17 protein-coding genes and 1 pseudogene are annotated in these 23768 nt (G+C 60.6%); 2 read left to right on the plus strand and 16 right to left on the minus strand.

Annotated elements, in window-relative coordinates; all coding sequences use genetic code 11:
* From F560_RS0102695 to F560_RS0102720, 5 genes are all read right to left on the minus strand, one after another.
* On the minus strand, positions 1 to 453 hold the full coding sequence (locus tag F560_RS0102695; RefSeq protein WP_019004167.1) for a hypothetical protein: 453 nt from the start codon (positions 451 to 453) through the stop codon (positions 1 to 3).
* A gap of 438 nt (positions 454 to 891) precedes the next feature.
* The gene (locus F560_RS0102705) at positions 892 to 1992 is read right to left on the minus strand and encodes a Gfo/Idh/MocA family protein (protein WP_019004169.1); all 1101 of its coding nucleotides are present in this window, start codon (positions 1990 to 1992) and stop codon (positions 892 to 894) included.
* A 24-nt stretch (positions 1993 to 2016) separates the two neighbouring features.
* Positions 2017 to 2742 carry a ThuA domain-containing protein gene (locus F560_RS0102710; protein ID WP_019004170.1) on the minus strand — a complete coding sequence of 242 codons (726 nt, stop codon included), beginning with the start codon at positions 2740 to 2742 and terminating at the stop codon, positions 2017 to 2019.
* Positions 2739 to 3791: a substrate-binding domain-containing protein gene (locus F560_RS0102715; protein WP_019004171.1), complete on the minus strand. Its 1053-nt coding sequence runs from the start codon at positions 3789 to 3791 to the stop codon at positions 2739 to 2741. The genes F560_RS0102710 and F560_RS0102715 overlap by 4 nt, the downstream gene beginning before the upstream one ends.
* Before the next feature lie 598 nt (positions 3792 to 4389).
* Complete coding sequence (locus F560_RS0102720; protein WP_019004172.1) at positions 4390 to 7065, minus strand: alpha-L-rhamnosidase; 2676 nt, start codon at positions 7063 to 7065, stop codon at positions 4390 to 4392.
* Positions 7066 to 7213: 148 nt separating this feature from the next.
* Between F560_RS0102720 and F560_RS0102725 the strand changes: the two genes are divergently transcribed.
* Entirely contained in the window at positions 7214 to 8071 is an 858-nt protein-coding gene (locus F560_RS0102725; RefSeq protein WP_019004173.1) for an AraC family transcriptional regulator, read from the plus strand.
* Positions 8072 to 8159: 88 nt separating this feature from the next.
* Here the strand turns inward: F560_RS0102725 and F560_RS0102730 are convergent, their stop codons facing one another.
* Positions 8160 to 9050 (minus strand): ROK family protein, encoded by an 891-nt coding sequence (locus F560_RS0102730; protein ID WP_019004174.1) that lies wholly within the window; start codon positions 9048 to 9050, stop codon positions 8160 to 8162.
* A gap of 222 nt (positions 9051 to 9272) precedes the next feature.
* Here F560_RS0102730 and F560_RS0102735 point away from each other — a divergent pair, with 222 nt between their 5' ends.
* Positions 9273 to 10985 (plus strand): alpha/beta fold hydrolase, encoded by a 1713-nt coding sequence (locus tag F560_RS0102735; protein ID WP_019004175.1) that lies wholly within the window; start codon positions 9273 to 9275, stop codon positions 10983 to 10985.
* Positions 10986 to 11180: 195 nt separating this feature from the next.
* Here F560_RS0102735 and F560_RS26565 read toward each other — a convergent pair.
* The 10 genes and pseudogenes from F560_RS26565 to F560_RS0102785 form a co-directional block, all read right to left on the minus strand.
* Positions 11181 to 12160: pseudogene (locus F560_RS26565) on the minus strand (aldo/keto reductase).
* 30 nt (positions 12161 to 12190) lie between these two features.
* Positions 12191 to 13177 carry a Gfo/Idh/MocA family protein gene (locus F560_RS0102745; protein ID WP_019004176.1) on the minus strand — a complete coding sequence of 329 codons (987 nt, stop codon included), beginning with the start codon at positions 13175 to 13177 and terminating at the stop codon, positions 12191 to 12193.
* A 129-nt stretch (positions 13178 to 13306) separates the two neighbouring features.
* On the minus strand, positions 13307 to 14332 hold the full coding sequence (locus tag F560_RS0102750; RefSeq protein ID WP_019004177.1) for a dienelactone hydrolase family protein: 1026 nt from the start codon (positions 14330 to 14332) through the stop codon (positions 13307 to 13309).
* Positions 14333 to 14809: 477 nt separating this feature from the next.
* Entirely contained in the window at positions 14810 to 15502 is a 693-nt protein-coding gene (locus F560_RS0102755) for a metal-dependent hydrolase (RefSeq protein WP_019004178.1), read from the minus strand.
* A 169-nt stretch (positions 15503 to 15671) separates the two neighbouring features.
* A complete protein-coding gene (fumC, locus tag F560_RS0102760; protein ID WP_019004179.1) occupies positions 15672 to 17069 on the minus strand; it encodes a class II fumarate hydratase in 1398 nt (465 codons plus the stop codon).
* Positions 17070 to 17305: 236 nt separating this feature from the next.
* On the minus strand, positions 17306 to 18082 hold the full coding sequence (locus tag F560_RS0102765; protein WP_019004180.1) for an alpha/beta hydrolase: 777 nt from the start codon (positions 18080 to 18082) through the stop codon (positions 17306 to 17308).
* A 150-nt stretch (positions 18083 to 18232) separates the two neighbouring features.
* Complete coding sequence (locus F560_RS0102770) at positions 18233 to 19405, minus strand: sugar ABC transporter permease (protein ID WP_019004181.1); 1173 nt, start codon at positions 19403 to 19405, stop codon at positions 18233 to 18235.
* On the minus strand, positions 19402 to 20925 hold the full coding sequence (locus F560_RS0102775; protein WP_019004182.1) for a xylose ABC transporter ATP-binding protein: 1524 nt from the start codon (positions 20923 to 20925) through the stop codon (positions 19402 to 19404). Before F560_RS0102775 ends, F560_RS0102770 begins: the two co-directional genes overlap by 4 nt.
* 18 nt (positions 20926 to 20943) lie before the next feature.
* Entirely contained in the window at positions 20944 to 22041 is a 1098-nt protein-coding gene (gene xylF / locus F560_RS0102780) for a D-xylose ABC transporter substrate-binding protein (RefSeq protein WP_019004183.1), read from the minus strand.
* 161 nt (positions 22042 to 22202) lie between these two features.
* Positions 22203 to 23750, minus strand: a complete 1548-nt coding sequence (locus F560_RS0102785; RefSeq protein WP_033395720.1) for a response regulator — start codon at positions 23748 to 23750, stop codon at positions 22203 to 22205.
* Between the last annotated feature and the right edge of the window lie 18 nt (positions 23751 to 23768).

Consider the following 23768-nt stretch of genomic DNA (forward strand, 5'->3'; position numbering starts at 1 on the left):
TTACTGAAAGCTTCTGTTTGCGGAACCCATCGAGCCGTAAGAAGCGGTCCCGAACGGCTGGTGTTGGCTCGGCTGGACTTGATGAGACCATGCTTGTTGGCTGAAGCTGTGCGCGGATTGCTCAAGCTGCCTGCAGATTTGCGCTACCTGCTGCATTTGCTGAACCGCCGTGTGGTGGCCTTGAAGCACGTTTTGAATCATTTGAGAAGCTTTTTGCTCGCGTTGCGCGATTTCCTCCAGCCGGGTCGCATTTTGCTGCTCCTGCTGAAGCATTTGCTGATACATCTGCGAAGCCTGCTGCGTTTGATTGATCAGCTGCTGAATAATGTTTTGACACTGATGGAGCTGGTTCGACCAATTTTGGTTTTGCACGCCATAGCTTTGATATTGAGGCTGGACATTCAAAGGCTGGTAATGGGGCGCTTGAAAGCTTTGGCTTTGGTTTTGATTCATAGGGTTTTCCTCCTTGATGTGGGAAAATGACGCTTCGGGAACGAACCCTTCCGGAAGCGTTCGCCGGAAGAACTTTTGGTCCGCTCCGCGATTTGCGAACGTAGTTACCATTTCCCGAATTGGGGGGTTTTTATGCGTTTAGTCTTTAGTCGGTAATACAATCCGTCAATGACGTGAGCGCCAATTCCCATTTCTCATAGCCGAGTTTGTTCCGCCGAACAAGCACCACAAGATGGTAGTCGAGAAATGGCACTTGGTGCTGTACCAGATCAAGGACCGAACGGTGTACGTCACGACGGACAGCTAGCTTGCTGAAAACAAGCATGTAAAAAATGAAGAAGTGGCGGTGCAAGGGGGGGTATCCCTGCATCGCCATTTCTTGCTTCCGCTCTACTTCATTTGTCCGTGTTTAGGCGGCTTGTGCCCTTTGGTTCTAGCTCAATCCAACTGAAAATGGGCAAGCCCGAGCGGAAGCGGCGCTGGGCGCTCGCACGTGCTTTCCATCACGTAGTGCTTGCCTTGCTCGGACGCCTCGTGAAAACCGTGCATCGCCTCCAGCACGTGGTAGGCGAGCTCGCCGCTGGCCCGGTGCGGGCGGCCGGTCATGATCGCCTTGGCCATGTCGGCCGCGCCTACGCCGCGGGCATTTTCCTCATAACCGTAAACAAGCGGGATCTCGGACCATTCCTTGGAACCGGCGCGGCAGTAGCGGATCGGGCCGCCGAAGGTGTTCGGGTCCGGCACTTGCAGCGTCCCGGCGCTGCCGTATACTTCGATGCGGGGCAGCGCCGATCCGCCTTTGACGTCGAAGCTCGTCAGCAGCGTGCCGATCGGACCGGAAGCGAAATCGATGACGCCGGCCACGTGCGTCGGCACTTCGACCGTTATCTTTTGCCCGGCTTTCGGCTGGCTTGTAATCGTTCGCTCCGGGAACGAAATGCGGGCGGAGCCGGTAACCCGGGCGATCGGCCCGAGCAGCGCCACGAGCGCGGTCAAATAATAAGGCCCCATATCGAACATCGGGCCGCCGCCCTTCTGATAGTAAAATTCCGGCGCCGGGTGCCAGCTTTCGTGCCCTCCGGACATCATAAACGCCGTCGCGCCGATCGGCGTGCCGATCCAACCGTCTTCGATCAGCTTGATCGACGTCTGAATGCCGCCGCCGAGGAACGTATCCGGTGCGCTACCGACCCGGAGCCCTTTCTGCCTGGCGAGCTCGAGCACCCGCTTGCCTTCTTCGCGGGTGACGGAGAGCGGCTTTTCCACGTACACGTGCTTGCCGGCTTCCAGCGCCTGAATGCAGACCGAAGCGTGCGCTTGGGGAATCGTCAGATTGATGACAAGCTGAATTTCGGGATCGGCCAGCAGTTCCTCGACCGAACAACCGCGAACGCCGTATTCGCTCCCTTTGGCCTTCGCCCTTTCCACGTCAAGATCCGCGCAGGCGACGATTTCCATCGATTCGAACCGGCTGCCGTTTTGAAAATAAATGCCGCTGATATTCCCCGTACCGATAATGCCGACCTTCATTTTCCCCATTTGGCCTCATTCCTCTCCAAGCGTTTAAAGTTGGTTGTCCGCCATGCCCGTATATGCGGCCTGGACGCCGCCGCCGGCCCGTTTTGCGGCCTCTTTGCCTTCCGCGCACCACAGAAATCCGCGCCGCATCAGCTCCTTGACGACCGGAATCTCCATAATGTCCGCCTGATGGCCAAGCGAATTGTAATAGACGCGTCCGAGCCCCCAGCGCTTGGTCCAGACGACCGGCATATCGACGGCCTTGTTCAGCGAGTGGGGACCCGGCGCAACGGGAAAACGGGTTGTCGCGAGCACTTCGATCGCCGGGTCGATATGCAGGTAATACTGCTCGGTCTTCACCGTAAAATCCTCCAGCCCCTCCACGAGCGGACTGGAGCTGTGCTTGATATTGACGACATACTCCGTGCCGTCGTTGCCCGGATGCGCGACCCATTGGCCGCCGGTCATAAACTGCCAATCGACGTTTTCGCGGAACGCGTCGCACATCCCGCCGTGGCAGCCGGCGAGTCCGACGCCGCTCTGCACGGCTTCGGACACGTTTTGAACGAGCTGCTGCTCGATTCTTCCCATCGTCCAGACCGGGATGATCAGGTCGAGCGTTTTCAATTTGTCCGCGTCTGCGAACGCTTCCAGCGTGTTCGACACTTCCACCTCAAAGCCTTCGCTCTCCAAAATGCCGCGGAAAATGCCCGCCACTTCGCGGGGCTGATGGCCTTCCCATCCTCCCCAAACGATCAACGCTTTTCTCATTCGGACTCGTTCTCCTCTCGTATTGGGCTGGAGCTGCGAATGACCAATCGGGTCGGCAGCACCGCCTGAAACGTTTCTTCTTCTCCGGCGTTTCCGGACAGCCGTTTGATCAGCCTTTCGGCAGCGAGCTTCCCCATCTCGAAGAAAGGGACCTCGACCGTCGTCAGCGGCGGATCAAACAAAGCGGCCGCATCGGAATTGTCGTAGCCGACGACCGGCAGGTCGCGCGGAATTCGGCAGCCCCGTTCGCGCAGCCCTTGAATGAGCCCGATCGCCATCCGGTCGTTGGCGCAAAGCATCGCGTCCAGGCGGTGCATCTCCCGGTGGACGGCCTCGGCCGCCTCGTAGCCGCTTTTGCGGCTGTAGTTTCCTTCGAAGACCGGAACCGCTTCGCCGCCGATCCCCGCTTCCTCAAGCGCCTTGCGGTAACCGGCCAAGCGGTCCCGGCTGTTCGAGTACTGCGGGGCGCCGTTGAGGAATCCGATCCTGCGGTAGCCCAGGTCAAGCAAAAGGCGCGCGGCCCGGTAGGTCCCTTCGACATGATCGGCGACGATCGTCGGAATGCGCGGGTCCTCGGCGAATCGCTGATCGACGACGCAGAACGGCACGCCTTCGTCCGCCAGCCGCGAAATCGATTGCCGCTCGGGCTCCAGGGAGCTGGCGCCGAGAATGAGGCAGGCATCGACCCGCCGCGACCGAAACAGGGAGACGTAATCGTACGCCTCGCCCGGTTTGCGGTACAGCAGCAGCAAGCCGCCGCCGGTCTCGCCGCCTTGGACCGCCTCGCCGATGCCGCTCAGAATTTCCGCGAAATAGTACGTGGAAAACAGATGCACCTTGGGCACGTGCGGCAGAACAACGCCGATATTGCCGCTTCTCCCGCGCGCGAAGCTGGCCGCAACGGCGTTGAGCTGGTAGTTGAGCTTTTCCGCGGCTTCAAGCACCCGACGGCGCGTCGATTCCTTGATCGGGCCGACGCCGTTCAGCACGCGCGACACCGTCGCTTCCGATACGCCGGCCATGCGGGCCACTTCTTTGCGCGTTGCCATTAATCGCTTCCTTTCTTTTTCTTGCCGTTAAAATGGAAAAATGCAACACAACAATGTACACGCGTACATTATGGCACCGAAGCGGCGGGATGTCAACGGGAAATGAAGCTCTGGCGGACTGGCGGACCGAGAATCCGTTTTTTGCGGATTTTGCGCGGCGTTGGCGTTGCGTTCGGACAGCAGATTCGTTATTGGCTCACAATCCGCAGAAATCGGTGGGTTCGAGGCCCCATAACGGAATCGATGTCCGCCAAACCTCGAATGTTGAACTTTTGCGGCTTCATAAGGGAAGCACGGTCCGCATCGAACGAACGATCAGCCGGTTGGGGAACTGCGCTCCATCGAAGCGGCACGGAGAGGCAAGCGGCCAAAAAATCAAGCGGCTGAAAAAGGCTAAAGAGACCAATGAGGCCACAGAGATCAAAGAGGTCAAAGAGATCGAAGAGACCACAGAGAATCGAAGAGGCCACAGAGATCGAAGAGGCCACAGAGATCGAAGAGGCCACAGAGAATCAAAAAAAACTAAACAGGCCGAGGCTGTGCGCATCATGCAGAATCCTGCATCAACGGAAGCCTCGGCGGATCGCGGGCGGAAACCCTACGCGAGCGGATATTCGAAGCGGTACGAGCCGGAGCCGACCGTGAGCAGCGCGCCTTCCGCCGTGTCGGCGGCGGTCAGCACGCCGTCGGCGTCCGCGGCGGCGCGTCCGCTCTCGCGGAGCTTATCGAGCGTGGCGTCGCGCAGCAGCACTTCCGCCGTCGTGTTCGGCGGCACGACGGCCTCGACGACGCGCGCGCCGCCTTCCGCGCGCCAGGACGCTTCGATTCGCCCGTAAGGCGAATCGAAGCGGGCGCGGGCGCTCGTCAGCCGCTCGCCGCCAAATCGCGGGCGGATGCGCGAACGCTTGTAGGCGGGTTCGCGCGGATCCGAATCCAGGCCGGCGACGACGCGGTACAGCCAATCCCCGATCGCCCCGTACGCGTAGTGATTAAAGGAGTTCATGTCGTCGCTCCAGAACGAGCCGTCCGGCTTGATGCCGTCCCAATGCTCCCAAATCGTCGTCGCGCCCTGCAACACGGAGTACAGCCAAGAAGGATAGCTTTCCTGAAGAAGCAGCTTGAGCGCGGTATCGTGATAGCCGTTGTCCGACAGCACGTGGCACAGATACGGAGTGCCGACGAAGCCGGTCGTCAGATGGTAATCGTTGTCCGCGATCAACCGGTTCAAGTCGCGCGCCACCCGCTCGCGGACCTTGCCCTCCACCAGATCGAACATAAGCGCCAGCACATGCGCGGTCTGCGTCGGAGCGGCAAGCCTGCCGGACGGCGTGACGAACTCGTCGCGGAAGGCGGCGACAACGCGCTGATGCAGCTCGCCGTACGTGCGCACGTCCTCGGCCCTGCCCAGCTCGACCGCCGCATCGCGCACCAGCCGGGCCGAATAGGCGAAAAAGGCGGTGGCGATCAAGTCGCGCGGCGTCGCGCCGACGTAGCTGTTCTCCTTGGCGTCGAGGCCCAGCCAATCCCCGAAGTGAAAGCCCGTATTCCACAAAAATTCGTTTTCGCCCTGCGCGCGGATATAGTCGATCCATGCCTTCATGCTGTCAAACTGCTCGGCCAGCAGCTCCTTGTCTCCGTATATCCTATACATCGCCCACGGAACGATGACCGCCGCGTCCCCCCACGCCGCCGACGAATGGTCGCCGTCCAGCACGTCCGGGATCACGAACGGCACGCCGCCGTCCGGCTTCTGATCGGCGGCAAGATCGCGCAGCCATTTTCGGAAAAACGGTCCGACATTGTAGTTAAAAGCCGCCGTCCACACGAAGACCTGCGCGTCCCCGGTCCAGCCGAGCCGTTCGTCCCGCTGCGGGCAGTCGGTCGGCACGTCGAGGAAATTCCCCCGTTGCCCCCAGACGATGTTGCGCTGCAGCCTGTTCACAAGCTCGTGCGAGCACTCGAATTCGCCGGTCCGCGGCATATCCGAATGGATCACCTCGCCGACAAAACGGTCGAGCGGAAGCTCGGCCCCGTCTCCCGGATAACCCTCCACCTTAACATAACGGAAGCCTTGAAACGTAAAATAAGGCGCGTAAGACTCCGTCCCTTCCCCTTTGGCGATATACTCGACCGTCTGCTTCGCGGAGCGGAGATTGCCGGTGTAGAAATGGCCGTCCTTGTCCAGCACCTCCGCGTGCTGCAGCCGGATGCGCGTTCCGGCGGGGGCCTCGACCGTCAGGCGGATGCGGCCGACCATGTTCTGCCCCATGTCGAGCACGGCATCGCCGGAGGGAGTCCGGATGAACGCGGCCGGACGGATCGTCTCCGTCACGCGCGTCGGCCAGTTTTCCTGCGGGACGAGCACGGACAGCGGCAAATCGACCGGAACGACCGGCTTCCAATCCGATGCGTCGTAATTCCCTTTCGACCAGCCGGGAAGCTCCAGGCGCGCATCGTACGTTTCGCCATGATAGATTTCGGAGTAAAGGATCGGACCGGTCGTTGCGGTCCACGTCGGGTCCGTGGCCACCACTTCTTCCGTACCGTCCGAATACGACACGTGAAGCTGCACGAGCGCGGCCCTGCGGTTGCCGTAGAGCTCTTTTTTGTTCAGCCATGTCAGCTCCCCCTTGTACCAGCCGTTCGCCAGCATGATGCCGATCCCGTTCGGCCCGGACCGAAGCTTGCCGGTCACGTCGTAGGTTTGAAATTGCAGGCGTTTGCGGTAACTGGTCCAACCCGGAGCGAGCAGATCGTCGCCGACTTTGTCCCCGTTCACATACAGATCGTATACGCCCAGCCCGGTCGCATAAATACGGGCCGAACGCACCTTCCCCCTAAGCTCGAAGCTTTTGCGCAGCAAAAACGCAGGCTCGGCCAGCGGATCGATGCCGGCCGGATCGGGGGTAATCCACTTCGCCTTCCACTCGTCCGCGGACAGCAGCGCCGTCTCCCACCATGCCGTTTCGCTCCAATCCGATTCGCGTCCGAAGTTGTCCCATACCTTTACACGGCAGTGGTAGCGGGTTCGGGAAGCCGGCTTCGGTCCGCGATACGCCGCTTCGATCGACCGGTCCGACTCGACCCGGCCCGAATCCCAGACCGGCTTGCCGAAATCGCCGTCCGCTCCGGCCACCTGTATCCGGTAAGCGGTCTGCATCGTTCCCCGCCGCTCCGACTCCAGCTTCCAGCCGAATCGGGGAGCGGCGCCGTCCGTCCCGAGCGGATTCGTTTTCCCGTTGATTGTCAACGCTTTCACCAGCAGTTCGCCCATTCGCCCTTCACTCCTCGCTTGTTCGTTTCCTCCTTCATCATAAGCCTCCAAACGCTTATAATATTGTGGTGATCAGGACTTTTATATAGGGTGATACAGACTAATCCGAAGCAAAAAGGGGCAGCCGGTACAAAAGGGAGGCTGGAAAATGGCCATCAAGCGGCCGATCGGATTGTTTCAGGGAGAATGGTTTTATCGGCGGGATCTGCCGATTTACGTAAACCGGGCGGTGGAATCGTTCGACCTGGCGGAGCACCGGCATGAGTTCGTCGAAATCAGCTACGTCAGCGAAGGAACCGGAACGCACCATTACGGCCGCAGCTCGCTGCCCGTCGCGCGGGGCGACATCTTTCTCATTCCCGTCGGCCAATCCCATGTGTTCCGTCCCGCCTCGGCTTCCGGAGCGAAGCCCTTGATCGTGTACAACTGCGTGTTCGCGGAAGAAGCCGCAGACCGGCTGCTGCGCTCCTTTCCGGGCGGCGAACCGATCGCGCGCCTGCTCGAACACAAGGAAATCCGCCGCTACCGCGACCGCTACGGGGAATTCCACCGCTTGTTCCAGCGCCTGCATTACGAGTATTCATCCGAGCGTGCGGGACGCGAGACCGCGCTTTATATCGCTTTGCTTGAACTGCTGCTGTTTCTGTTCCGCGGCGATGCCGAGCCCGGGCCGGAGAAAGCTGCGGGCGCAAGCGGCGGCATGGAGGCCGCGCTGCACGCGCTGCATACGCAATTCAGCCGGCCGGTCAGCGTGCGGGCGCTGGCGTCTTTGGCCGGCGTCGGCGAGCGCCAGTTCCACCGCCTGTTCCGCAAGCACACCGGCATGAGCCCGACCGAATACGTCCAGAACGTCCGAATCAACGAAGCGTGCCGGCTGCTGAAAACAACCGACCGCAAAATCGCCGATATCGCGTCCGCGGTCGGTTATCATGACCTTCCTTTTTTTAACTCGCTGTTCAAAAAAATAACGGGGGTTGCCCCCCGCGAGTACCGCAAACGCGGCTGAAAAGGCGCCGCAGCCCGGCCCATTGATTGCCGCCGAAGCCGCAAAGCGAGCCGAACGCGGCCCAGACCGCCAGCGCATCAGCGGCCGGTTATTGCGCCTTCCCCGCCGACTGCAACGCTTGCAGCCCGAGCGCCAAAGCGCCGCACAAGCCCGCGTTGTCTCCCAATCCGGGCGGCACGATGTAATCGTCTATGCCCTCCAATACTTCCCTCGCGCGGACATAGCCGTTCAGGTAGTCTTTGACTTGCTGCCGGATGAGGGGGAACAGATGAAACTGATGCATGACGCCGCCGCCGAGAATGATTTTTTTCGGAGAGAGCAGCAAAATCGTGCCGGACAACGCCTGCGCGATATAATAAGCCTCAAGCTCCCAAGCCTTATGGTCGGGGGCCAGCTCGCTGCCTTTGACTCCCCACCGCTTTTCCAGCGCGGGACCGGCCGCCATCCCTTCAAGACAGTCGCCGTGATACGGGCACCAGCCTTCAAACGTGTCGTCCGGATGCCGCCGCAGCGGAATATGGCCGCCCTCGGGATGCGTCAGGCCGTGAACGAGCTTGCCTTCCGCAAACACGCCGACGCCTACGCCCGTGCCGATCGTGTAGTAGACGCAGCTGTCCAGCCCTTTGGCCGCGCCCCAGGTCGCCTCTCCGAACGCCGCCGCATTCACGTCCGTATCCCATCCGAACGGCACGTCGAACTCCCGCTTCAGCACGGGCAGGAACGGATAATCCGACCATCCCGGCTTGGGCGTCGTCGTGACGTAACCGTAACGCGGGCTGGACGGATCGAGGTCGATCGGACCGAACGTGCCGATCCCGATCGCGTCAACTTTTTTGTCCCGAAAATACGAAATCACATTGCTCAGGGTCTGTTCCGGCAACTCGGTCGGGAATTGCACCCGATCTTCGATGACACCGTTTTCATTCCCGATCCCGCAGACGAATTTCGTGCCGCCCGCTTCGATCGCACCGATTCTCATTTCCTTGCGCCTCCTGTGCTGCTAGACCTTACCGTTTTAAGTTATAACGATTCCGGTTGCTTGTCAAAACCTATTCTTTCGTTTTTGTCGTGATTATGGAGTCTATACGACGAGCAAGCGGATTTGGTTTCGATTGACAGCGCCGGTTTTTTCGGTTAATCTTTATTTAGATATTTATCTAATTATACAAAAGACTTAATTTCAAAGGGGAGAGGGAATGGAATGAAAAAATCGGCAACCGTCCGCTACGCCATTACGGTGGCGGCTCTGGCTCTGACGCTGAATGTGCCCTTCGCAGCCTCCGCGGCTTCCAGTGCCGGCGCGCAGGCCGTACCGACGCAGACCGCCGGCAACGGCCCGCAAGCCGACAGCCGGCTCGTGCCGCTGCGCGTCGTCGCCGAAACCGTAGGCGCCTCCGTCAAATGGAAGGGCGGCGGCAACATCAGCATCGCTCGCGGCTCGTCTGCCATTGAGCTTCGGGTCGGCGGTACGACCGCTCTGGTAAACGGCAAACCGCAGAACATCGGCCTTGCGGTACAGACGATCGGCGGCAAAACGTATGTTGCGCTCGATTTCCTGAACGCGGCGCTGGGCAGCCGGCTCGGCTGGGACGAAGCCAACCAAAAAGTCGTCATTCCGAAGGACGACTATGTCTCGCTGGCCAGCCGGTTCGTGTACGAGCTGATCCACGGCAATGCGGATGCGGCGGCCGCCGTTTTAAGTCCCGCCGTGAAGCCCGCACTGCCAGCCGCCGCCTTGCAGACGCTCTGGCCCAGCCTGGTCCAAGGCTACGGCGTTACGCCCAACCAATCGTCCGCAACCGTCGAGCCGAACGCGGTCCATACGAATGTCCGGCTTACATATGAGGGTGCGGCGCTGCCGTTCGAGATTACGGTCCGCTTCGATTCGGAAGGCCGGGTCGACGACTTGGCGTTCTCACCGGTTTCGGCCGCGGAGCCGTATCGGGCCCCGGCCTACGACCATGCGGAAAAATATACGGAAAAGGAAGTCGTTATCGGCGAAGGAACGTTTGCGCTTCCCGGCACGTTGACGATGCCGAAGGGAGAAGGCCCGTTCCCGGCGGTCGTGCTCGTGCACGGTTCCGGGCCGCACGACCGCGATTCGACGATCGGCGGAGCGAAGCCGTTCCGGGATTTGGCGGTCGGCCTCGCCGGCAAGGGCATTGCGGTGCTCCGTTACGAGAAAGTCACGCTGGAGCATACGCTCAAATCCTCGATCGTGCCGAATTTCAGCATCGAGGACGAGACGGTGAACGACGCGCTGAAGGCCGTCAAGCTGCTGAAAGAAACGGACGGCATCGATCCGCGGCGGATCTTCGTCGTCGGCCACAGCCAAGGCGGCTTCGCGGTGCCGAAGCTGATCGAACTCGACGCGGAAGGCAGCGTGGCCGGAGCCGTTCTGCTCTCCAGCCCGAGCGGCAAATTCGGGGACATTCTGGTCGAGCAGCAGCAGATTGCGCTTGAGCGGATGAAGCTGCTCGGATTCCCGCAGGAGACGCTGGCCCAGCAGGAACAGGCTTTGGCGTCCATGGCGGGCATCGTGAGCGTGCTGAACGATCCTCAATTCTCGGCCGCGAACCTGCCGTCCCCGGACCGGTTTCCGCTGCAGCCCGCCTATTGGTGGTACGACATCCGCGATTACGTGCCGGCGGAAACGGCCAAGACGCAGCAGCGCCCGCTGCTCATCCTGCAAGGCGAGAACGACTGGCAGGTGTCGATGAAGCAGTTCGAGGGCTGGAAGGAGGCGCTGAAAAACCGCACCGACGTGGAGTACAAATCGTACCCGAAAATGAACCATCTGCTCACCGAGTACGACAACCTCTCCGTCGGAACGGAATACAGCCGCGCAGCCAACGTGTCGGCCGAACTGATCGAGGATATTGCCGCCTGGATTCAAAAACGGCAGCCCAAATGATGAAGCGCCGGCGTGCGCATGGGGCTGTCCCATAAGGGGTAGGCCCGAAAAGCCCGTCCCCGCCTCAAAACGGACGAACCTCCAACCCCGCTGCGACAAGCGGGATTGGAGGTTCCTTTTTAGATTAGTCCGATAACCCTCTGACTGAACGGCCGCAATCGGCAAGCCGGCCATCGCGCCGGCAGGCTTGCCCCCTCATCCGGTTTCTTCTCCCTCTTCCAAATACGCGAGCTGCTCCGGCGTCAGCCTAACCTCCGCCGCGCTCATGCTGTCGAGCAGCTGCTCGACGTTGTTGGGGCCGACGATCGGGATCGTCGGGAACGGCTGGCTGATCAAATAGCCGAGCACGATCCGGTTGACCGACAGCGACAGCTCGGCGGCAAGCCGGCGGCTTCGCTTCCAGCGTGCCACGTTTTCCCCGCTTCGGTATTGGGGCGCGATCCGCTCGTCCTGTTCGTCGTACGTACCCTTTTCCCACTTGCTGAACAGCCCTTGCGCCTGCGACGAATACGGAACGGCCGCAAGCTTCGACTCCAGGTGCAGGCGGTACATTTCGCCGTCCATCGGCACAAGCGTCGGATCGGACAATTGCGCCTTGTCGACCGCCGCCAGGCTCCACATCATCTGATTGGCGGCAAAGCCCTGCAGGCCGCGTTCGGCCGCATACGCCTGCGCTTCCCGCATCCGCTCCGCCGTCCAGTTCGAGCAGCCGAAATAGCGGATTTTGCCTTCGCGGACAAAATCGTTCATCGTCTCGATGATTTCCCCGGCCTCGCGCGACGCATCGTCGCGGTGCAGCCAATACAAATCGATCGCTTCGACCTGAAGCCGCGCAGGCTTCCTTCCAGATCCTCGCGGATTTCCGCCTTCGAGAGGCGCGGAATATGCATCGTATCCATCCGGGGATGAGCGCCCTTGGTCGTCACGACGAGCCGGTTCCGGTTGCCTCTTTCCTTCATCCACTCGCCGATCGTTTTCTCGCTGACGCTCGTCTCCACATCCGGCAGCCAGTTCGCGTACACTTCCGCCGTATCGATCATGTTCCCGCCAAGGTCCGCATAGCGGTCCATCAGGCGAAAGGCGTCGTCCTTGGAAACGGCGCTTCCGAACAGCGCCGATCCGAGGCCGATTTGCGAAACGCGCAGCTCCGTATTCGGGATTTGCACTTGATTCATTTTTTTGTTCCTGCCTTTATACAAAATCAATTATTCCGAATCGGCCGGATACTTCAGCCCGATCTGCTTGCGCGCTTCGTCCATCAGCTCCATGACCGTCAAAGAGACGGACGGCGAATACGGGTCGGATTCCCGCTTGCCCGATTGAACCCGTTCGATGAATGCCTGCGCCTCGTACGTCATGGCATACGGGGTCTGCGGGACGCTCGCCTCCTCGACGCGGCCGTCGCGGTAGCGGATTTCGACGCGGGACGGCTGGCTGATCTGGTCGATCACGATCGTGCCGTCTTCCCCCTGAATCTCGCTCGGCAGCGAGGAATTCGATATTTTCGAGTATTGGATAACGCCCTCCATCTCAGGATAGCGAAGCAGCAGGCTCCCCTCGCCGTCGGCGCCGGACGAAAGCATCACTCCGTTCGCCTTCACCTCCTGCGGCCGGCCGAACAGCACAACCGCCGGGTAGAGGCAATAGATGCCCAGATCCATCAACGCGCCGTTCGAAAGAGCGGGGTTAAACGCGTTCAGCACGGTCCCCGCCCGGAAGGCGTCGTAGCGGGAGGAATACTGGCAGTAGCTGGCGAAATACCGGCGCACCTTGCCGATTTTGGCCAGGCTGTCGCGGATGGCGCCGAAGTTCGGCATAAAGATCGATTTGAGCGCCTCCATCAAGACGACCCCGTGACGTTCCGCCGCTTCCGCCATCCTCCGCACTTCGGCCGCGTTGGACGCGAGCGGCTTTTCGCAAAGCACGTGCACGCCGTGCTGCATGCAGGCGATGGCATGCTCGGCGTGATAACGGTTCGGGCTGGCGATATAAACCGCATCGATCGTTCCGCTCGCCGCCATGGCCGCGATATCGTCAAAAGCGTTCTCCGCCCCGTGCTTGTCCGCAAATTCGCGCGCCCGCTCCAATGTGCGCGAATAAACGGCCGTCAGCTTGAAATCTTTCGTTTCCTTGGCCGCCTGAATAAAAGCGTCCGTAATCCAATTCGTTCCGATCACGCCGAATCGAACCATTTGCATCTCTCTCCTTCGATTGCTCCGAGCGGTAGCGCAGAGCCTGGATAAAACCGCCTATTGTTATTGCACAGTTTGAAGCATAAAACAACGGTCTGACGGCGTCAATTCAAGACGGACCCGCGGCGCTTAGTCCGCAAGCAGCGCCTCCCGCAGCCAGTCGTACGCCTTGCGGCCGCCGACTTCGTGCGCGCCGGGAAACAGGTCGACGGCCAACCGGTCCGGAACGCCGTACCGCTCGTACGCCCGCCGGACCGCTTCCGCCGCTTTGAGGAAGCCCTCTCGCGGGAAGATCGGGTCGCGTTCTCCCGCTTCCAGAAACAGCGGCCGCGGCGCGGCGAGCGCGATCAGCTCCGGCAATTCGGCGTGCAGAAGCAAGCCCGGCGTATAGTTGTCGATACAGTGATGGACGGCGAAGATGCTGTCCTTGAACGTATTCGGAAAGCCGGTCAGCACGGCCGCGGCAATCCGTCCGTCCAACGCGGCCGCGGCGCCGGCGATCAGGGCTCCGCCCGAGAATCCCATCGCCCCGACCTTCCGCCCGCGCACTTCCGGCCGCTTAAGCAAATAATCCAGCGCATGCCTCGCTTCCGCGACGCGGAGCCCGGTCAGCGTTTTGCCGAGCATCATGAGCTGCGTCGCCAAGCGGTAGCAGGAGTTGGGCGCATCCGGATTGCCGCGCAAGTCCGCGTCGAGCCGCCGCTCGCCGAAACCGACGACGTCGGGGGCGATGACGGCAAGCCCGCGATGGACCAGCTGCAGCGCAAAATGCCGGTGCGCAGTCGGCTTGCCCGTATCCGGCGATCCGTCCGGCTTCAGCCCGACGATCTCCCGGCTGCCGTAGCCGTGCCCGTGCAGCGCAAGCACGCCCGGCACCGGACCGTCCGCGCCGTCCGGGATCAGCACGTACGCGGCGAACGACAGCCCCGGCGTCGCCGACAGCTCCACGCGCTCGCGAATATAGCCGTCGCAGGGAACGCGCTCCAGCAGCGTCGGCTCAAAGTCCGGGTTCGGAGCGAACTCTCCGAGCGATTCGCGCAGCGCCCGAATCAGCCCGTTTCTCCGTTCTTCCGGGCTTTGCGTCCGCATCGCGGCCTCGTGCGCCCGAACCGCCTCCCCGTATTGGGCTTCCAGCCAAGAATCCGCTTTCCACATTGCCGATCGACTTCCTTTTCGCGTTGATCGTGCCTTTTGAACCCGCTTCAACTGCCGCCCTGCTCTACCGTCAAGCAGGCGACCGCAAACCGTCAACCGCCTTTATTCGGCGCTTTTAGCGGCGCACCTTCCTTCCCGTACGTTTGCGTTCCGCCCCGCCCTCGGCCAGCGGATGGAAGGCTTATGGACAGCCGTTATGCTTGCATATTCGGCCCATCGTGCCCCGCTCCTCCCCCGCCTCGTCGGGCGAAAAGCGCAATGCAGTTGCCTTTTCGGCACTTGGATCGGGGCCTTACATACTCGGATTCAAGCAAGCGAGGCTCCGTAACGGTCCTTGCCCGCAGAACCCCCTTGCGTGAAAAAGACTGTTGCGAGATTAGGCGACGCCTTTTTTCGGCAACAGTCTTTGGGATCGTTTCGTCGATGCAGGTACCGGATGATAAGGCAGGGTGCCGGCTAGAAGCAAGCGAACCCCTGCTACGCCGTAAGGCTGAAACGTTCGCCCGGAGCCAGCACTTTGCCTTTCAGCCCCTTCTCCGCCAACCGCTTGACGAACGCTTCGGCATCCTGACGGATAATGGAGAACGTATTGTAGTGCACGGGCACCGTCCACTTGGCGCCGAACCACTCCGCCGCTTGCAGCGCGTCGTCCGGCCCCATCGTATAATGATCGCCGATCGGAAGGAAGACGACATCGGGATTATAGCGCTTGCCGATAAGCTGCATGTCCCCGAACAGCGCCGTATCCCCCGTATGCAGGATGGTCAAGCCTTCCGCGCGAATGACATATCCCGCCGCAAGACCGCCGTAAATGATTTTCTTGTCTTCGAGTTCGATGCCGGAGCTGTGAACGGCCTGAACCATGGTCGCCTTGGCGAAGCCGAGATCGATCGTTCCCCCGATGTTCATGCCGATCGTCTTCAGTCCTTTCCAGGACAAGTAATCGGCGAGCTCGACGGCGGCGACGATCTGGGCGTCATTCGCCCGGGCGATCGGCTCCGCGTCCAGAATATGATCGGTATGCGCGTGGGTGAGGAGCACGTAATCCGCCTGAATATCCTCGGGCTTCGTGACAGCCAGTTCGTTGCCGCGCAGGAAAGGATCGATGACGAGCGACTTTCCTTCCGTTACGATCTGCAAACAGGAATGTCCGTGATAGATCAGTTCCACCGTTTTTTCCTCCTTTTGTCTGGGCCGCATACCGCCCGTTTTGTTTTAATGTGCTTTTCCGCTCTCTAAAATGATGATACAAAAAACGAAAGCCGATTGCACACCCGGTTCTTCTCCCGAAGAGAACCCCGGCGGCCTTCCGCAAAGAGCATGCCAAGCGCTTGCCGCACTATGCGTCATCCTCCGTCGGGGCGATCATCCGCTCCGGACGCACGATACGGTCGAATTGTTCCTCCGTCAGCAGGTTGCTTCTCAAAGCCGCTTCCTTCAGCGAAATGCCTTCCTTGTGCGCCAGCTTGGCTACGGCCGCCGCGTTGTCGTAGCCGATGTGCGGGTTGAGGGCGGTAACCAGCATAAGCGAGCGGTTCAGATGCTCGCGAATGACGGAGACGTTCGGCTCGATGCCGACCGCGCACCGGTCGTTAAACGAGCGGATGACGTCCGCAAGCAGCCGCGCCGACTGCAGGAAGTTGTAAATAATGACCGGCTTGAACACGTTCAGCTCGAAGTTGCCCTGGCTTGCCGCAAAGCCGATTGCCGCGTCGTTTCCCATCACCTGGCAGACGACCATCGTCATCGCCTCGCTCTGGGTCGGGTTCACTTTACCCGGCATAATCGAGCTGCCCGGCTCGTTTGCCGGAATGGTCAGCTCCCCGAGGCCGCTGCGCGGACCGCTCGCCAGCCAGCGGACATCGTTGGCGATCTTCATCAGGTCCGCCGCGAGCGCCTTGAGCGCCCCGTGCGCGTGAACGAGCTCGTCGTGGCTCGTCAGCGCGTGGAACTTGTTGGCCGCCGTCACAAACGGCTTGCCGGTAAGCCTGGCGATCTCGTCCGCCGCCAGCAAGCCGAACTTCGGATGCGCGTTGATCCCCGTTCCGACGGCCGTTCCGCCCAGCGCCAGTTCCCGCAGCTGTTCGGCGCTCTGGCGGATCATGCCTCCGGACTTCTCCAGCATCCGCACCCAGCCGCTGATCTCCTGCCCCAGCGTAATCGGCGTGGCGTCCTGCAAATGCGTGCGGCCGATTTTAATAATGTCCTTGAACTGCTCGCTTTTCCGGGCAAGCGTCGATTGCAGCAGCTCGACGGCCGGCAGCACCTCGTCCACGATAGCGGTATAGGCCGCAATGTGCATCGCCGTCGGAAACGTGTCGTTCGAACTTTGGGAGCGGTTGACGTCGTCATTGGGGTGAATGCGCTTTTCGATGCCCTTTCCCAGCAAAATTTGATTGCCCCGGTTCGCGATCACTTCATTGACGTTCATATTGGTCTGCGTGCCGCTGCCCGTCTGCCAGACGACAAGCGGAAAGTGATCGTCCCAGACGCCGGTCCTCACCTCGTCCGCCGCCGCGATGATCGCCTCCGCCTTGTCCTCGTCCAGCAGCCCGAGCTCCCGGTTCACTTTCGCCGCGGCTCTCTTCAATACGGCGAACGCGCGAATGAGCGGAAGCGGCATTTTCTCCGTGCCGATTTTGAAGTTTTCGAAGCTGCGCTGCGTCTGGGCGGCCCAAAGCTTATCCGAGGGGACTTTGATTTCCCCCAATGTGTCCTTTTCGATCCGGTAAGACATCCTGTTCCCTCCGTTCTTGTTCCGTTGATGGAAAAACTCGCAAAGCGATGTTAGTTTATGGAAGCCGCATCGTTCCCATTCGGCCAATCGTCCGATCGGGCAAAAGGAAGCCCGCAGCGGCGCAGGCCGAAAGGAGCTCGAAACGCAAAGGGAGAGTCATGCGTTGGCGTTCGCATGCTCTCCTTGCCATCCGTTAGCGCAGTATACAACCGTAACCATAAGATCGATTCGGACGATTAACCTTGGTTCCGCAGCGGCAGCCAGGAGAGCACCTTCCGGATCTGGGCGTCCCAATATCCCCATTCGTGCGCGCCGGGTCCCTCGTCGTACGTATGATCGAAGCCCGTTTTCCGAACCGCCTCCAAAAACTTCCGATTATCGTCGTACAGAAAATCCTCGGTTCCGCAGCATTGGTAAAGCTTCGGTTTCGGCCCGTTTTCCTTGTCCCGCTGCTCCAGCAGCCAAAACAGGTCGTTCTCGGTGCCGGCCGCGTCCGCATCGCCGAAAATCAGTTCGTATTCGCCGCCGAGCCGCTCGCGCAATCCGCCCGCGATGTTGAGCGCACCGGACAAGCTCGCTGCGGCCGCGAATCGGTCCGGATGGCGAAGCGCCAGCTTGAACGCCCCGTAGCCGCCCATGGACAGGCCGGCGACGAAATTGTCCTCCCGCTTCGGAGACAGCGGGAAAAAGGACCGGGCAAGCGCCGGAAGCTCCTCGCTGACAAACGTCCAATACCGGTTGCCGTGCGCCATATCCGTATAAAAGCTGCGGTGCACCTGCGGCATGACCACCGCCAGTCCGAGCCCGGACACGTACCGCTCGATCGAGGTGCGGCGGAGCCAGATCGAATCGTCGTCGGACAGGCCGTGCAGCAAATACAGCGTCGGATGGGCGCCGTCAAGCTTTCTTCCTTCCATGCCGATCTGCGTTCGCGTTTCCTGCGGCAGCAGAACGGTCATCGAAGTGCTGAGCTGCAGCGCTTCCGAATAAAAACGGCAGGTGATCAGGGCCATCCCGTTCGACTCCTTTGCAAAATTTGGGTACCTCTGACACCTCATAGTGTAACATATTTTTTCCAGTCCCAAAACCGAACCGCTTTCAAGCCGGCTTGCGAATGCCCGGCAGTCCGTTTCCGCCGCGTGCGAGCCGAAGGGGAGGGCGCGTTACGCCCTCCTCCGGTTTCTGCTGTAGATGTCCACATACACCGCGAGAACCAGGATGCCGCCCTTGACGATATATTGCCAGAACGATTCCATGTTCATCAGGCTCATGCCGTTGTCGAGGCTGGCCATGACCAGCGCGCCGATCAGCGCGCCGGCAATGGTGCCGGACCCGCCGATGAGGCTCGTGCCGCCGATGACGCAGGCGGCGATGGCATCCAGCTCGTAGTTCTGCCCCGCGTTCATCGTCGCCGCATTAAGCCGCGCCGTCAGCACGAGCGCCGCGATCGCCGCGAGCGTATTGCAGAGCACGAAGACCATCAGCACGCGCCGTCTGATGTTGATGCCGGACAGCCGCGCCGCCTCCTGGTTGCCCCCGATCGCGTAGATCTGGCGGCCGAACGTCGTGTTCTTGGAAATGAACGTAAAGAGCAGCGCCAGCACGACGACCATGACGAACGGAACGGGGATGCCCTTGTAGCTGTTCATGACGGCGACGAAGCCGATGATCAGCACCCCGATGACCGCCATCCGCAGCAGGCTGACCGCGAGCGGCTCGACCTCAAACCCGTAGCGCAGGCGGGAAGCCCGCTTGCGCAGCACGAGAAAGCCCACGAGCAGCAGTCCGGCGATGCCGAACGCCCAGCCGATCGGATCGGACGTATACGACTGGCCGATCGACTTCAGGGACGGAGACAGCGGCGCGATCGTCACGCTTCCGCTAATGCCGAACAGAATGCCGCGGAACACGAGCATCCCGCCGAGCGTCACGATAAATGCGGGGACGGCCTTGTAGGCGATAATCCATCCCTGAATGAAGCCGACGGCAGCGCCGATCGCAACCGTCACCACGATCACCGGAATCGTGTTCCAGTCGTACCAGACGTTCAATATGGCGGCGATGCCCCCGGTCAAGCCGACAAGCGATCCGACCGAAAGATCGATGTGCCCGGCCACGATGACCAGGACCATGCCGATCGCCAAAATGGACGTGACCGACATTTGCAAAAACAGGTTGGATAAATTCGTAGCGGTCAAAAAACGTTCATGCAGCAATGAAAACAACACCCAGATCGACAGGAGCGCGCCGATCATCGTGTAAGCGCGCGCGTCGAACTTGAACCAGCTCGCGCCGCGGGACGCTTTCGCCGGCATCGCTTCCGTTTGTGCGCTCATGTTCCTAACCCTCCCGTTGCCGCCAGCATAATCGCTTCCTGAGTCGCTTCCTCCGCCCGGAATTCGCCGGTCATTTTGCCTTCCGAGATGACGATGATGCGGTGGCTCATGCCCAGCAGCTCGGGCAGCTCGGAAGAGACCATCAGGATCGATACGCCTTGACGGATCAGCTCGTTCATGATGTTGTAGATTTCGAATTTGGCCCCGACGTCGATGCCGCGTGTCGGTTCGTCCAGGATCAGCACTTTGGGTCTGGTCATCAGCCACTTGCTCAGGACGACCTTCTGCTGATTGCCGCCGCTCAGCGTACCGACGATCGTCTCGGCCGAATTCGCCTTGATCCGGAGCGAACGGATATATTCGTTGCCGCTCGCCACCTCCCGGTTCAGGTCGATGACGCCCCAGGAGGAGACGCGATTTAAGCTGGCCAGCGTCACGTTGTTTTTAATGTCCATGCCGAGTACGAGCCCGTATTTTTTCCGGTCCTCCGATACGAGCGCCAGGCCTTCTTTGATCGCGTGGCTGGTGCTGCGGATTTTCACCGGCTTGCCGTCGATTTCGACCCGTCCTTCGCTCGGACCGGGATACGAGCCGAACAGGCTCATGACCAGCTCCGTCCTGCCGGCTCCCATCAGGCCGGCGATGCCGAGAATTTCGCCCTTTCGCAGCTCGAACGAAACGTTGTCGACCACCTTGCGGCCGGCAATGGTCGGGTGCAGGACCGAATACCGGTCCACCTTGAGCACGACGTCGCCCGGCCTGCTCTCGATTCGCGGATACAGCTCCTTCAGCTCCCGCCCGACCATCAGCGAGATCACCTTCTCCTCGGTGAGCTCCCGGGTCGGATAGGTGCCGACCGTTTGGCCGTCCCGCAGGACGGTGATCGTATCGGCGATTTCGAATACCTCGTTCAGCTTGTGGGAGATGTAGATGCAGGTCACGCCGCGCCGGCGGAATTCCTTCAAAATCCCCAGCAAAATCGCGACCTCCTGCTCCGTCAAGGCGGCCGTCGGCTCGTCCAGGATCAGAATGCTCGCGTTCTTCGACAACGCCTTGGCAATTTCCACCTGCTGCTGCTTGCCGATGCCGAGCTGGCCCGTCGGCGTTTCAGGGCTGACGTCGGTCAGCCCCACCTCTCTCAACCATTTCTCGCTTTCCTTGAACACGCGCTCCCAGTTGATGATGCCGTACCGGGCCCGCTCCTTGCCGAGAAACAGGTTTTCCGCAATCGACAGATCCTTCGCCAAAGCCAGCTCCTGGTAGATGATCGCGATTCCCGCCTGCTCGGCGTCCTTGATTCCCTGGAACCGCTTCACCTCGCCGTCGATCAGGATTTCGCCCTCGTAGCTGCCGGCCGGATACAAACCGCTGAGCACCTTCATCAGCGTGGACTTGCCCGCCCCGTTTTCCCCGCACAGCGCATGGATTTCGCCCCTGCGAACCGTAAACGTCACATTGTCAAGCGCTTTGACGCCCGGGAACGTCTTCGTGATGTTGCGCATTTCCAGAGCGGCTGTCATCGGTGTTCCCTCCGCCGGTTACTTGACATTTTTGTAGACGTCTTCTTTGGAGTGGAAGCCGTCCGCGATAATGGTCTCGTCGATGTTGTCCTTCGTCACCGCAATCGGCTCGAGCAGAACGGACGGAACGTCGATCTTGCCGTTGTTGACCGTTTTGTCCGTCTTGATTTCCTCGCCTTTCGCAAGCTGGATCGCAAGCTCGGCGGCTTTCTCGGCGAGCGACTTGATCGGTTTGTACACCGTCATCGTCTGCGTCCCTTCCACGATCCGTTGGGCGGCGGCGAGCTCCGCATCCTGTCCGGACACCGGAATTTTGCCCGCCAGACCTTGCGCCGTGAGCGCCTGAATGACCCCGCCCGCCGTGCCGTCGTTGGCGGCGATGACCGCATCGATCTGGTTGTTGTTCGCGGTAAGCGCGTTTTCCATGTTGGCGAGCGCCGCAGCCGGGCTCCAATCCTTCGTCCATTGGTCGTACACGATTTGAATGTCGCCGCTGTCGATATACTTCTGCAGCACGTTCATCGCGCCTTGCTTGAACAGGTGGGCGTTATTGTCCGCTTCCGAGCCTCCGATATAGACGTATTTCCCTTTCGGCGCCTTGGCGACGATCGCTTCCGCCTGCATTTCCCCGACCTTCTCGTTGTCGAACGACACGTACAGGTCGACGTCGGAGTTTTTGATCAGCCGGTCGTAGGCGAGCACCTTGATTCCGGCTTCGTGCGCCTTTTCGACGATGGCCGCCGTCGCTTCGGCGTTGTGCGGCACGACGACGAGCACGTCGACGCCTTGCGAGATGAGCGATTCCGCCTGCGCGATCTGCTTGGCGTCGTCGCTGTTCGCCGCCTGGACGTCGACGGTGGCGCCGAGCTTCTCCGCAGCCGCCTTGAACAGATCGCGGTCCTTTTGCCAGCGTTCCTCCTGGAGGGTATCCAGCGAGAAGCCGATCTTGATTTTATCGTCCGATTTCGCCTGGCCCGACGCCGAAGGAGAAGCCGCCCCGCCTCCGTCGCCGCTTCCGCCGTTGCCGCCGCTATTTCCGTTCTTGGCGCATGCGGACAACGCGATGACCAAGACCAGAACAAGCGCCATAACCCCGCTTTTACGCAAACCTCTCATCTTTCGTCTCTCCTTTTTCCATCCTAAAATGTAAACCTAAAATGTAAATGCTTACATTGCTGAGATTACCATGCGGAGCGCGCGCGGGGAGAAGCGGATTTCTGGAATCTCTTGCTTCGATCTGGATTTTTTTGAAGGCTTCAAGGCGGCTGTTCCCGAAACTAGCCTTTCCTGCCGAGCAGCTGCTTGCGGTAGTCGGTCGGCGGGACGCCGCACATTTTGCGGAACACTTTGCTGAAATAATTCGGATCGCGATACCCGACCGCGTACGCGATTTCCTTGAGGCTGAGTTTGGGATCGGCCATCATCGTCTTGGCGCGCTCGACGCGGCATTCCGTCAGAAAATCGATATAGTTGACGCCAAGCTGCTCCTTGAACAATTTGCTCAAATAAAACGGGCTCAGCCCCACCTGCTCGGCGATGGCTTCCAGCGACAGGTCCAAATGCGAAAACTCGAGAATATACATCTTCACCTTCTGGACGACATCGGGCTCGATCCGGCTTCTGTGCCGTTCCGCCGCCTGCTGCAGCTTGCCGATCAGGCCGTCGGCCTCCGCGCGCAGCTGCCGGAAGTCCCCGACCCGGAACGAGAAATACGGAGGCTCGGTTTCGACGCCCATATCGGTCAGCAGCCGGGAGACCAGCCACACCGTCTCGAGCACGCGCTGCTGCGCCAGATTCAGCTCCGTTCCCGCCGTCTCCAGCCGTTCGATCGTCAGCTTGACCGTCTCCCGGACGCGCTCCCATTGCCCCAGCCGGACGTGGTCCAGCAGCTGCATTTCTTTTTCTTTTCCGGGAAAATCGGACGAAAGCCATTCGGCGGCAGACGGCACATCCTCGTAGAAACGGTGCCTGGCGGGCAGCGCGTGCTCGGAAAGAGCAAGCAGCGCTTCCCGATAGGAATAGCGAATCCGGTCCAAAGACGAATAGGCGCTGCCGATGCCGATAAAGCATTCCGTCTGCGGAGCCCGTTCCGCCAAATCGAGCAATTGCCGTGCCATCGACGCGGCCTGGGCCCGGTACGATTTGCCCTCCTCGAGGAAAACGACAAGCGGAATGTGACGGCAGCTTATCGCTCCGACCCAGCCGTTGCCCAACTGGCGCAGCTTCTCCTTCACCGCCGCATAATACGATTCCGGGGACGGGGCCCGGCGCAAATCGATCACCAGCACAAACGCCTCTTTGGTCGTTTGCCGGCCGAGCAGGCTGACCATTTCGTCCAAATGCACTTCATGAACGTGATCGAACAGCAGCTGCGTCACAATGTCGGCCTCGACGACCGGCATCATTTTCTCGACGGTGTTCCGGTCGCGGATGCTGCTTTGCCGGGCTTCCCGCTCCATCTGGATTTCCCGCAGCGCCTTCGCCACCGTCTCGGTGATCTCGGCCGCCTTGCTGGGCTTCAGCAAATAATCCTTCACGCCGAGCTTGATCGCCTGGAGCGCATAGTCGAACGTATCGTACGCCGTCACCATGATGAATTTCGTCTCCGGATATTGGGCGCTGATCCGCTCGACCGCCTCCAGCCCGCTCATGCCGGGCATCTTGATATCCATCAGAACCAGGTCCGGGCGATACTCCGCGACGAGCTCCACGGCCGCCTTGCCGTTCTTCGCCTGCGCAAGCTCCGCATCGGGGAACCCTTTGCGCAAGATCGCCAGCATGCCTTCCCGTTCAATCTGCTCGTCGTCCACAACCAGCAGCTTCATCGCGTTCACAACCTTTCG

Source organism: Cohnella laeviribosi DSM 21336 (assembly GCF_000378425.1).
Taxonomy (GTDB): Bacteria; Bacillota; Bacilli; order Paenibacillales; family Paenibacillaceae; genus Cohnella; species Cohnella laeviribosi.